General features: G+C 64.7%; 9 protein-coding genes. 5 read left to right on the top strand and 4 right to left on the bottom strand.

Features of this window, described 5'->3' with window-relative positions:
- The first annotated feature begins 91 nt into the window (after positions 1-91).
- Positions 92-1,798 (top strand): HupA family protein, encoded by a 1,707-nt coding sequence (locus GGQ98_RS18275; protein WP_279380212.1) that lies wholly within the window; start codon positions 92-94, stop codon positions 1,796-1,798.
- Positions 1,799-1,908: 110 nt separating this feature from the next.
- Positions 1,909-4,113 (top strand): putative bifunctional diguanylate cyclase/phosphodiesterase, encoded by a 2,205-nt coding sequence (locus tag GGQ98_RS03845; protein WP_184065360.1) that lies wholly within the window; start codon positions 1,909-1,911, stop codon positions 4,111-4,113.
- Positions 4,114-4,129: 16 nt separating this feature from the next.
- Here GGQ98_RS03845 and GGQ98_RS03840 read toward each other — a convergent pair whose 3' ends face one another.
- The 4 genes from GGQ98_RS03840 to GGQ98_RS03825 form a co-directional block, all read right to left on the bottom strand.
- Positions 4,130-6,052, bottom strand: a complete 1,923-nt coding sequence (locus GGQ98_RS03840; protein WP_184065357.1) for a CocE/NonD family hydrolase — start codon at positions 6,050-6,052, stop codon at positions 4,130-4,132.
- 105 nt (positions 6,053-6,157) lie between these two features.
- Complete coding sequence (locus GGQ98_RS03835) at positions 6,158-6,829, bottom strand: SDR family NAD(P)-dependent oxidoreductase (RefSeq protein ID WP_184065354.1); 672 nt, start codon at positions 6,827-6,829, stop codon at positions 6,158-6,160.
- A 1-nt stretch (position 6,830) separates the two neighbouring features.
- Positions 6,831-8,294: an amidophosphoribosyltransferase gene (gene purF, locus GGQ98_RS03830; RefSeq protein WP_424141345.1), complete on the bottom strand. Its 1,464-nt coding sequence runs from the start codon at positions 8,292-8,294 to the stop codon at positions 6,831-6,833.
- 101 nt (positions 8,295-8,395) lie between these two features.
- A complete protein-coding gene (locus GGQ98_RS03825) occupies positions 8,396-9,619 on the bottom strand; it encodes a mechanosensitive ion channel family protein (protein WP_184065351.1) in 1,224 nt (407 codons plus the stop codon).
- A gap of 81 nt (positions 9,620-9,700) precedes the next feature.
- On the opposite strand from GGQ98_RS03825, the gene hisI reads away from it, so the two are divergent.
- The 3 genes from hisI to GGQ98_RS03810 are packed head-to-tail and all read left to right on the top strand — an operon-like array spanning position 9,701 to position 12,268.
- Entirely contained in the window at positions 9,701-10,009 is a 309-nt protein-coding gene (gene hisI / locus GGQ98_RS03820) for a phosphoribosyl-AMP cyclohydrolase (protein WP_184065348.1), read from the top strand.
- A 32-nt stretch (positions 10,010-10,041) separates the two neighbouring features.
- On the top strand, positions 10,042-10,464 hold the full coding sequence (locus GGQ98_RS03815) for a MerR family transcriptional regulator (RefSeq protein WP_184065345.1): 423 nt from the start codon (positions 10,042-10,044) through the stop codon (positions 10,462-10,464).
- Position 10,465: 1 nt separating this feature from the next.
- Positions 10,466-12,268: an acyl-CoA dehydrogenase C-terminal domain-containing protein gene (locus tag GGQ98_RS03810; RefSeq protein ID WP_184065342.1), complete on the top strand. Its 1,803-nt coding sequence runs from the start codon at positions 10,466-10,468 to the stop codon at positions 12,266-12,268.
- Positions 12,269-12,273 lie beyond the last annotated feature (5 nt).

The raw sequence follows: 12,273 nt of genomic DNA, 5'->3' as shown, positions 1-12,273 counted from the left end.
CGTAATGAAGTCTATCGGACGGATCAAATGGGCGCCGCTTGGCGCAATGGCCCTCCTGCTTGCGGCGTGTGGAGGCGGTTCGGGGGGAGGCGTGACCACGACGCCGCCGGCGCCCACACCAACGCCCACACCAACGCCGACACCGACCCCTACACCCACTCCGACCCCGACCCCGGCACCTGATCCCGATGTCGCTGATCTCGTCGACAGCCAGACCTTCACCGGGCCTTCGAGCCGGAATACGGTTTCGCTTCGGATGCCCGGAGGGATCGTTGAAAACACGTCCGTGAACCTGGGAGAGATCAGCATCTCCTACAACGCATCGACCGGCATCTACACGATGAACCGCGACGGTATCACCCAGAGCTTCGCGCCCGCCGACCGCGTGGCGACGAGCAGCGATGCGGATCGCCGGTATGTCGTAACGACGGCCGAGTCTTCCGAGGCGCTTACGCTCATCGACACGTCGTACACATCCGATCTCCGAACACGCCATGTCGGTCTCGGCTTCTGGCAGTCGAACACGGGCAGCGGCAGCCTGCAGGACACGGCATTCGACGTCTTCGTTTACGGCTTTCCGACAGAAACCGCCGCAGTCCCGAGACTGGGTTCGGCCCAGTACACAACGGATGTGTTCGGGCTCACCACGCAGGTGGGCAGCGATCCGCTGACATTCGCGGGCACCGGGCAAACCATGTTCGACTTCGACCGCAGCACGTTCACGATCGATACGAACCTTCAGGAATATTATTTCGTGACCGGCGCCGGAGTGACCGGAGCCTTGTCTTTCCGCGCTGCGGGCACGCTCGATTCCGGTGACGGCGGCTTTTCAGGCACGTTCCGCTACGACGGATCCCTCGATCCCGTCGCGGGTCAGCTGAACGGCGGCTTCTACGGCCCCGAAGCGCAGGAGGCAGGCGGCGTGTTCAGCGGCGACAACGGCAGCGGCGGCACGGTCGTGGGTGGTTTCACCGCTGCCAACCCGAGCGCGCCGGACCGGAATATCACGCTGACGGATCTCAGTCACAATATGGGTCTTTTCGCGCTGGGCGGCGAATACAGCGGCCTGCAACTCAAGGACGGTACGGACGACGGCACGTCCGAAGCCACGCTGCTGACGAAGAGCCTGTTTTATTATACCGACGGCCGCTACGCGATTTCCGGCGCAGATGGCCCCGAAGTGGAATTCGCCGCAACGGACCGCGTGGACACCAGCGCCGACGCGTTCACGGTTTACCGGAAAACGGAGGGCGGCGAGACGTTCGAGATGGCGCTCTACAAGCCCGATGGCCCCGGTGAGATCGAACTGACCTACGCCAGTTTCGGCGAATATTCGCGATTCCGGGAAACCGCAGACGCGAACGAGATCACCCGGACGTTCCTCAGCTATGGGCTGGAGACCGCGCCGGGGGTGCTTCTGGGTCGGACCGGCACGGCGACATACAACGGTATCGCCATCGGCGCGGCAGGCAGCGGCGGCGCGCAGCAGCAACTCGCCGTGACCGGCACCTCGCAATTCCAGATCGATTTCGCCGCGCAGGCGTACGGCGGTTGGCTGAGGCTGCAGGGTGCTGACCGTGTGGGCGGCTCGACCGTCGATTTCGGTCAGTTCGATCTCGTGGCAGGCACTGGTCTGGCCGATAGCGCTTTTCTCACCGGTCTTACGCAGGCCGGAAGTTCTGTCGGCGACATTTATATGCGATTTTTCGGACCGAACGGTGATGAAATGGCTGGATCCTTCGGTCTCATCACCGGCGGACACCTGGTCACGGGGGCAACCGCCGCCGTTCGGGACTGAAGCCTGATCGTTTGAGAGGGAGGCGCGGTGGCGCGCGCGGCTGGTCGGGTGGGATATTCTCTGACATAACGGCATGGCGAGTGGAGGGGCTTCTCAACCGGGGGGAAAGAATGCGCTATCCATCGGCCATTTTGGGTGAAGACGACCGGCTCGTCAGCCTTCGCGAGTATGATCTGGAAGACAAGGGCCCGCTGCCGAGCCTCGATCCGGTGGTGGAAATCGCGGCCCGGCTGTTCGATATGCCGGTTTCGGCGGTGAATCTGGTCGGCAGCGAGCATGTGTTCTTCGCCGCAAGCCGGGGCATCCGCGAGGCCGACATGCGGCGCGAAGTCTCCTTCTGCGCGCACGTGATTACCCAGGACGATGTGCTGGTCGTGCCCGACGCGCTGGAGGATCCGCGCTTTTTCGACAACCCGCTGACGACCGGCGCGACGCCGACACGGTTTTATGCAGGGGTGCCGCTCCGCTCGCCTTCCGGCCACGCGCTTGGCGTTCTGTGCGTGATCGACAGCAAACCGCACCGGGTCTTCACGCCCGCCGACCGGGAGAGCCTGCGCGACCTCGGCCTCGTCGCATCCGAGAAGCTGGAGCTGCGGCGGATGGAGGTGGCGGCGAGCAACAGCCGCACGCTGTTTGAAAACAGCGCGGCGACATCGCCGAACGCCGTCATCTGCTTCGACCGGAACCTTGATATCACGGCATGGAACAGCGGCGCGGAGACCATGTTCGGCTATTCCTCGCAAGAGGCCACGGGCCGCTCGCTCGATATCCTGATGCCGGCCGAGGAGGAGGCCAGAATTCGCGACGCGGCCAACGATATTCTGGCCAATGCGCGGAACACCGTCGGCGCCGAATGCGTGGAGTATGCGGGCAGGCACCGCGACGGGAGCCCGTTCCCGATGGAGTTCGCATGGTCGAGCTGGGTCGACGACGACGACCGGCACTTCGCCGCCATCGTGCGCGACGTGACGAGGAACAAGCAGCAGGAAGCGCGGCTACGCCACCTCGGCAACTTCGACACGCTGACGGGCCTTGCCAACCGCAACCTGCTCTATCGCAGGCTTGCCGACGCGATCGACAGCGGCAATCCGGCAGCCTTGGCGATCATCGATCTCGACGGTTTCAACGCGGTCAACAACACGCTGGGCCATGAAGCGGGGGACGAACTGCTGCGGGTGGTCGCCGAGCGGCTGACGGACCGGATCACCGAAAAAGACCTGATCGCCCGCGTCGGGGGCGACGAATTCGCCATGATGCTGGTCAGCACCAGCGATCTGCAGGCCGTTACCGAAGTGGTGGAAGGCGCGATGGCCGACCTTTCCGTGCCGATCCGGCTGGGCGGCGAGGAAATCCGCATTCAGTGCAGTGCCGGCATCGCCATGAGCCCGTTGCATGCCGGCGAGGTGCGCGTGCTGGTCGCGAATGCGGACCTTGCGTTGTTCGAGGCCAAGCTGGAGGGGGGCGGGAACGTCGTCGTGTTCGAACCGGCGCTCCGCATGGCCGCCGCCGCACGCCGGGACGGCAATGTCGCCCTGCACCGCGCTGCGGAGCGGAACGAGTTCCTGCTGCACTATCAGCCGCAGTTCCGGCTTTCCGACAACGCCCTCGTCGGCGCGGAGGCGCTTATGCGGTGGCAGCATCCGGAGCTTGGGCTGCTCCAGCCGGCGGAGTTCCTGTCCGCGCTCGAATTCTCGCCGCTGAGCGCGAGTGTGGGCTTCAGAATGCTCGACGATGCCTGCTCTCAGGCCGCGCTGTGGCGAACCCGGGGCGCGCCCGACTTCCGTGTCGCGGTCAATCTGTTCGCTTCGCAGATTCGCGACGGAAACCTCGTCGAGACGGTCGCTGCGACGCTGGAGCGCTATGCCCTGCCACCCGACGCGCTCGAACTCGAGATTACCGAAAGCACCATCCTCAATCAGCAGGACCAGACGCTGCCGCCGCTGTTCGCGTTGAAGGCGATGGGCGTGGGGCTCGCTTTCGACGATTACGGCACCGGCTATGCCTCGCTCAGCCTGCTGAAGAGCTATCCCCTGACCCACATCAAGATCGACAAGAGCTTCGTGCGGGGGATGGTGACATCGGGGAGCGACCGCGCGATCGTCGCCGCGATAATGGACCTGGCGCGCGGCTTCGGGCTGGACGTCATCGGCGAAGGCGTCGAAACCGCCGAGCAGCGGGATCTCCTTCGCATCGCCGGGTGCAACATCGTCCAGGGCGATCTGACCGGCAGACCGACACCCCCCGAGAGCTTTGCTGCGGAATTCATGGCTTCCCAGGACAGCGAGACCGGCGAATCCCGGGCCAGAGGGCTTTAACGAGCGCTGCGGGTATCTATTCCACGACCGGCAGTTCGATGCGGCTGGGGTACTGCGCCGAGGTGTGGATGCGCTGCGTGGCCTTTTTGTAATCCTCCGGCTTCGCGAAGAAGATGTTGGGCACGTAGGTCTGCGGGTTGCGGTCGTAGAGCGGGAACCAGCTGGACTGGATCTGCACCATGATGCGGTGGCCCTTCAGGAACCGGTGGCTGACGTCGGGCAGCTTGATCTCGTAGGGCACGACCTTGTTCGCGGGGATCGCGCTCGGCTTCGAGGGGTCTTCGCGGTAGCGGCCGCGCAGGATGTCCATCGAGATCGCGAGTTCGTAGCCCGCGAGTTCCGGGGCGGGGGCGTACTCCGCCGGGTAGACGTCGATCAGCTTCACCACCCAGTCGCTGTCCGTACCGCTCGTGGAGGCGAAGAACTTCGCGATCGGCTGGCCCGCGAGGCGCACGTCTTCGGTGAGCACCTCGCTGACGAAGGTGACGACGTCGGGCCGCGCCTCGGCGAAACGCTGGTCGTCCACCAGCCAGCGGCCCCATGACGTGTCGGGGTTGTACGTGGAGAGGATCGGCCGCTCGCGGTACGTGACTGGGCGCGCGGGGTCGGCGACATATTCGGCGAAAGCGGCGCGCACGGTGGGCGCGTTCCAGCCGAGCCCGCCCTGCGTCTGCAGGTAGATGGGTTTGGACTGCGACGGGCAGCCGCTCGCGCACGACATCGGCCAGCGATCGTAGCGGTGCCAGACGTTGGCGCCGGTTTCGAACGCCGTGACCGGCGCGAGATCGGCCTTGGGCGCGTCGTTTTTCAGGTGCGCGTCGAAGAAGGGGATCAGCACCTCGCTGCGATACCAGGCGGAGGTGTTGCTGCCGAAATCGATGGCACCGAGCTTCGTGCCGCTCGGCATGTTGCTCTGGCCGTGCTGCCACGGGCCGATGATCATGTAGTTGGCGGCGTTGGCGGTGTCCTTGGGCTCCATCGCCTTGTAGACGGCGGGTGCTCCGTAGATGTCTTCCTGGTCCCACAGGCTGTGGACGTGGAGCGTGGGAACCTTGAGAGGCTCCTTGGCGAGGATCTTGTCGAGCGCCTGGCCCTGCCAGTATGCGTCGTAGGCCGGGTGCGCGGCGGCCTTCTTGAAGATCGGGAACTCCTCGATGCCGAGCTGTTTCGCCATGTCGCTCGCCGAACCGGCGCGCAGCCAGCTTTCATAGGTGTCGTAGCGATCGAACTGGAGGGCGTACTTCGAGGACTTGTCGGCGGTCATCCGGTAGACCCAATCGAGGAAGCTCTGGCGGTAGGCGCCGTTGTGGAACCAGTCGTCGCCGACCCAGCCGTCCACCAGCGGATTGATCGGAACCGCCGCGCCGAGCGCGGGGTGCGGGTTCACCAGGCTCATCAGCGTCGTGAAGCCGCCGTAGCTGACGCCGATGGTGCCGACCTTGCCGTTGGTTTCGGGGACGTTCTTCACCAGCCAGTCGATGCTGTCCCACGTGTCCGTCGAATGATCGGTGTTCGCGGGGTTGAGCGAGCCGACGAGCGGCCGGGCGACGACATAGTCGCCTTCGGAGCGATAACGCCCGCGCACGTCCTGCACCGCGATGATGTAGCCCGCCTCCGCAAGCTCCGCATAGGTGACGGGAAGCGCGAGCTTGTAGGTGTTGGAGGCAAGGCGGGTGATCGCCCTGTCCGCCGAATAGGGCGTGCGCGAAAAGATGATCGGGGCGTTCTTCACGCCGTTCGGGATCACGAGGTTGACGTGCAGTTTCACGCCGTCGCGCATCGGGATCATCACCTCGCGGATCGTGAAATCCTTGCGGGCGTCGGACGGTTTGAAATCGGCGGGGATGTCGCTGATGGGCAGCGGCTCGGCGGTCGCAGGCAGGGCGGCCGCAGCAAGCGTGGACGCGAGCAGGGCGGCGAGACAGCGGCGTGCGAACATGTGAATTCCCCCGGATGTGATCTTGCCGCAATCATAAAGCCGATTACTCTTCGGGCAAGTTATTCTCTGTTTGGAGAAAACGAGCCTGAAAATCCGGGTCCGGCTTCAGGCCGTGATGAGGCCGACGATCTCTGCCGCCGCAGTTTCGGCGGTTTTCAGCGTGGCGGGGTCTTCGCCGGGGAACGCCTTCGCGCGCATCGCGGTGGCCGTGCCGCCGGGGTTGTAGATGTGCGTTCTGATCTTGCTGATCGCAGCGACTTCGAGGCCGTAGGTTTCAACGAGGTTCGCAAGCGCGGCCTTGCTGGCGGCGTAGGCGCCCCAATAGGCGCGCGGGGTTGCCGCCACGCCGGAGGTGATCGCGACCACGTGCGCATCCTTGCTGGCGCGCAGCAGCGGATCGAAGGCCCGGATCAGGCGGTAGTTCGCGGTGACGTTGGTTTTGAACAACTTTTCGAAGTCTTTCGGCTCCATGTGGCTGACGGGCATGAGATCGCCGAGCATCGCCGCGTTCAGCACCAGCGCGTCGAGCCGCGCCCAGCGTCCGCCGATCGCCTGCGCGAGACGGTCCACGGCGTCGCCGTCGGTGATGTCGAACGGTGCGATCGTGGCGGAGCCGCCCGCATCGTGGATTGCCGTTTCGGTCGCTTCCAGCCCGCCTTCGGTGCGTCCGGTGAGCAGGAGATGATAGCCGGCGGCGGCAAGCGCCTTCGCCGTGGCGGCGCCGATGCCGCGGCTGGCGCCCGTGACGAGCGCGACGGGTTTTTCGATATCGGTCATGTCAGCCCGCGCGCTCCGTCAGCATGACGAGCTGATCGTCGGCGCCGGCCTCTTCATAGTCGGTCAGGCGGGTCGGGTATTCGCCCGTGAAGCACGCATCGCAATACTGCGGCGTTTCCTCGACGCGCATATCTTCGCCGAGCGCGCGGTAAAGGCCGTCGATCGACAGGAAGGCGAGGCTGTCCACCTTGATGTAGTCGCGCATGCGCTGAACATCCATCTGCGCGGCGAGCAGCTTGGCGCGCTCAGGCGTATCGACGCCGTAGAAGCAGCTGTGCCGCGTGGGCGGGGAGGCGACGCGCATGTGGACCTCCGCAGCGCCCGCTTCGCGCATCATCTGCACGATCTTCACCGACGTGGTGCCGCGCACGATCGAATCGTCGATCAGAACGATGCGCTTGCCCTGGATGACCGGGCGGTTTGCGTTGTGCTTCAGCTTGACGCCGAGATTGCGGATGGCGTCGCCGGGCTGGATGAAGGTGCGCCCCACATAGTGCGATCGGATGATGCCGAGCTCGAACGGAAGGCCCGATTGCTGGGCATAGCCGATGGCGGCGGGGTTGCCGCTGTCGGGCACCGGGATCACCACGTCGGCATCGACCGGGCTTTCCATGGCGAGCTGCGCGCCGATGTTCTTGCGGACCTGATAGACGGAAAGACCGTCGAGCAGCGAATCGGGACGCGAAAAATAGACATGCTCGAAGATGCAGGGGCGGGGGCGCATCGTCTGGAAGGGGCGCAGCGAGCGCAAACCCTTGTCGTTGATGACGACCATCTCGCCGGGCTCGATCTGGCGCAGATACGTGGCGCCGCAAACGTCGAGCGCGACGGTTTCGGAGGCGACGATGTACGAATCCTCGCGGCGGCCGAGCACCAGCGGGCGGATGCCGAGCGGATCGCGGCAAACGATGAGGCCCTCGTCCGTCAGCATCACCAGGCTGTAGGCGCCTTCCACCTGTTTCAGCGCGTCGATGACGCGGTCCAGAAGCGGCCGGTAGGTGGAGGTGGCGACGAGGTGGATGATGACCTCGGTGTCGCTTGTCGACTGGAAGATCGAGCCGCGACGGTTGAGTTCGCGGCGGACGTGCGCGGCGTTCGAGATGTTGCCGTTGTGCGCCACCGCGAATCCGCCCGTGGACAGTTCGGCGAACAGCGGCTGCACGTTTCGGATCGCCGAAGCCCCGGTGGTGGAATAGCGGACATGGCCGATGGCGGCCTCTCCGGGCAGTTCGCGGATCACCTCGTCGCGGTCGAAATTCCCGGCGACATGACCCATTGCGCGGTGATTGTAGAAGGTCTTGCCGTCGTAGCTGGTGATGCCTGCGGCCTCCTGGCCCCGGTGCTGCAGCGCATGCAGGCCGAGCGCGGTGAGCGCTGCGGCACCTTCGGCGCCCCAGACGCCGAAAACGCCGCATTCTTCCTTCAGCTTGTCGTCGTCGAAGGGGTGCGAGATCATGTCAAACATTGGGCGCTCCGTGCCGGGCGGGCGATTCGACCGTTCATATAGGGTGCCTTCCCCGGTTTGTCGCGGGGTTGTCACACATGCATGGCTGCCATGTTGCAGAGCTATGCGGCACGGCGCGTGATTTCCGCCAGATCGTGCCCTGCCGGCTCCTGGAACAGACGCAGGCCGAACTCCGGCATGATCGCGATCATGTGATCGAAGATATCGGACTGGATCGCTTCATATTCCGTCCACGCCGTGGTGCTGGTGAAGCAGTAGATTTCGAGCGGCAGCCCCATGGACGCCGGGGCGAGTTGGCGGACCATCGTCGTCTGCCCCTCCGCAATGTCTTGATGCGCATGTAGATACGCCTCCACATAGTGCCGGAACGTGCCGAGGTTGGTGAGACGCCGGCTGTTCACGGCATCCGATGCCTTGCGCTGCCGGTTCCAGCGCTCGATCTCGGTCTGCTTTTCGGCGAGGTAGGGGGCGATCAGCGCGAACCGGCGGAGCGCGCCGACCTTGTCGTCGTCCACGAAGCGCACGCTGGTCTGATCGATCAGCAGCGCGCGCTTGATGCGGCGGACCCCGGAATCGGACATGCCGCGCCAGTTCTTGAACGATTCCTTGATAAGGCGGCTGGTCGGGATCGTGGTGATCGTCTTGTCCCAGTTGCGGACCTTCACGGTATGGAGCGCGATATCGATAACGTCGCCGTCCGCACTCTGGCCCGGCATCTCGATCCAGTCGCCGACGCGCAGCATATCGTTCGAGGTGATCTGGATGGAGGCGACGAGCGACAGGATCGTATCCTGAAACACCAGCATCAGCACCGCCGCGAGCGCGCCGAGTCCCGAGAGCAGGATGAGCGGCGAGCGATCCATCAGCGCCGATACGACGAGCACGGCGGCGGCGCAGTAGACGAGGATCTTGCCGACCTGCACATAGCCCTTGATGGGGCGCTCGCCGGCATCCTCGCGGCGCTGATAGACGTCGTTCAGCAGGCTGAGCGCGGCGCTGATCGTCATCGCGACCGTAACGATCGAAAAGGCGACCGCGACGTTGCGGGTCAGCGTGATCGCCGTATCGGTGAGATGCGGAACAGCGCTTATCCCCATCTGCACGATGATCGCCGGGATGAGGTAGGAAAGCCGCCACGCGATCCGCGAGAGCGTGTGCGTTTCCTCACCGAACCGGGTGAGCGCAAGCGCGCGGTTGAGACCCTGAAGAACAATGACCTTGGCAAGCCAGTTGGCGAATGCAGCGACGGTCGCGAGGATCGCGAGTGCAACGAGGGTCTGAAGCCAGGGCTGGTCGGCGAATGCGGAAACGAACGCGAAAATCATGTCCTCCTGTCGGTTGAACGGCGATTATTTCATAGTGACGCGGCTATGGCCACCCGCCGTGTCCCGCGCTAAGCGGGGCGCATGGACCTGAAATTCGACGACAAGGGGCTGGTGACAGCCATCGTGACCGACAGCGCGAGCGGCGCGCTGCTGATGGTCGCGCACATGAACGCGCAGGCCTACGCGAAGACGCTGGAGACGCGCGAGGCGCACTTCTGGTCGCGCTCGCGGCAGGAACTTTGGCACAAGGGCGCGACAAGCGGGAACACGATGAAGGTCATCGAAGTCCATGTCGATTGCGACAAGGACGCCGTGTGGCTGAAAGTGGAGCCCGCCGGGCCTGCCTGCCACACCGGGGCCCAGAGCTGTTTCTTCACGCAGGTAGATTGACGTTTACGTAAACGTCAACTAAAAGAGGGCGCATGCCACAGCGCCCGATGGAAGCCGTTCTCGAGGACGAAACCTTCACCATCACCGATCTCGCCGCAGAGTTCGGCGTCACCCCGCGCGCGATCCGTTTCTATGAGGATCAGGGGCTGATCGTACCGGCTAGGCAGGGGCAAAGCCGCGTCTATTCGCGGCGCGACCGCGCCCGGCTGGCGTGGATCCTGCGCGGCAAGAACGTCGGTTTCAGCCTGGCCGAGATCAGGGAAATCCTCGACCTTTACGACGTGGACGACGGCCGCGTGCGGCAGCGCGAACGGACTCTGGAGCTTTGCCGCCGCCAGATCGCGCTTTTGACCAATCAGCGTAACGATATCGATGCAACGATCGCGGAACTCGAAGAGTTCGTCGGGGTCGTACAGGGGCTGTTGCCCTCCAACGCCAGATCCGGGGAGTTCTGATATGCCCACGTACCGCGCGCCCGTTCGCGACACAAAGTTCATCCTCGACGAGGTGATCGGCCTCGACCGCTATTCGAACCTGCCGACCTTCTCCGAAGCGACGCCCGACATGGTCGCGGCGATCCTGGAGGAAGGCGCCAAGTTCGTGGAAGGCGTCGTGCAGCCGATCAACTTCTCCGGCGACCGCGAAGGCTGCAAGCGCCACGACGACGGATCGGTGACGACGCCCAAGGGCTATAAAGAGGCCTATCAGGCTTTCTGCGAAGGCGGCTGGGGCACGCTGCACATGAGCCCGGAGTTCGGCGGGCAGGGGCTTCCCTACACGATCAGCATGGCGTTCGAGGAGTATCTGAGTTCCGCCGGTATGGCGTTCGGGATGTATCCCGGCCTCACGGCAGGCGCGATCGCCTCCATCGAGGTGAAGGGCTCCGACGAACAGAAGCAGAAATACCTGCCCAACATGGTCTCGGGCAAATGGACCGGCACCATGAACCTCACCGAACCGCACTGCGGCACCGATCTCGGCCTCATTCGCACCAAGGCGGTTGACGCGGGGGACGGCAGCTACAGGATCACCGGCACCAAGATCTTCATCTCGGCGGGCGAGCACGACCTTGCGGAGAACATCATCCACCTCGTGCTGGCGAAGCGCGAGGGCGCGCCCGACACCGTGAAGGGCATTTCGCTGTTCATCGTGCCGAAGTTCATGGTGAACGACGACGGCAGCCTCGGCGAACGCAACGGCGTTTCCTGCGGCGCGATCGAACACAAGATGGGCATCCACGGCAACGCGACGTGCGTGCTGAACTACGACGAGGCGACCGGCTATCTGGTCGGCGAGCCGGAGCGGGGCCTTGAGGCGATGTTCATCATGATGAACGTGGCGCGGCTCGGCGTCGGGCTGCAGGGGCTTTCGCAGGGTGAGGTCGCCTATCAGAACGCCGTGACCTATGCGCTGGAGCGCCAGCAAGGCCGCGCGCTGACCGGACCCGCCGACCCGGGCGACAAGGCGGATCCGATCATCGTCCACCCCGACGTGCGGCGCATGCTGATGGACGGCAAGGCCTTCACCGAGGGCGCCCGCGCGCTGCTGCTGTGGGGCGCGCTTCAGGTCGACCTGTCGAAGAAGGCGCAGACCGAGGAGGAGCGCACCAACGCCGACGAACTGATCAGCCTCCTGACGCCCGTCATCAAGGGCTACACGACCGACAAGGGCTTCGAGACGGCGGTGAACGCGCAGCAGGTTTACGGCGGCCACGGCTATGTCGGCGAATGGGGCATGGAGCAGTTCGTCCGCGATGCCCGCATCGCCCAGATCTATGAAGGCACCAACGGCATTCAGGCGATGGACCTGGTGGGCCGCAAGCTCGGCCGCCACGGCGGCAAGGGTCTGATGCTTCTGGCATCCACGATCGGCGAGGAGGTCGCCGCCGCAAAGGCCGACGCCGCGCTGGCGCCGATGGCCGAAGCGCTGGAGAAGGCCGGAAACGAGCTGCAGACGGCCACCATGTGGCTGATGCAGAACGGCATGGCGAACCCGAACAACGCCGGAGCGGGCGCGGTGCCCTACATGCACCTGATGGGCACGGTCGTGCTCGGCTGGATGTGGCTGAAGATGGCGCGCGCCGCGCAGGCCGCGCTGGCGGCGGGCACGGAAGACTCCCCTTTCTACGAGGCTAAACTGACGACCGCCCGATACTATAGTGCTCGCTACCTGCCGGATGCGGGCGCGCTGCGCCGCAAGATCGAAACCGGCGCCGAAACACTGATGGCACTGCCTCCCGAGGCATTTGCGAGAGGATGACCAAG

The sequence above is a fragment of the Sphingosinicella soli genome, assembly GCF_014199685.1.
GTDB classification, from domain to species: Bacteria; Pseudomonadota; Alphaproteobacteria; order Sphingomonadales; family Sphingomonadaceae; genus Sphingosinicella; species Sphingosinicella soli.
The sequence above is the reverse complement of the archived record's forward strand: the minus strand, read 5'-3'. Positions and strand labels throughout refer to the sequence as shown.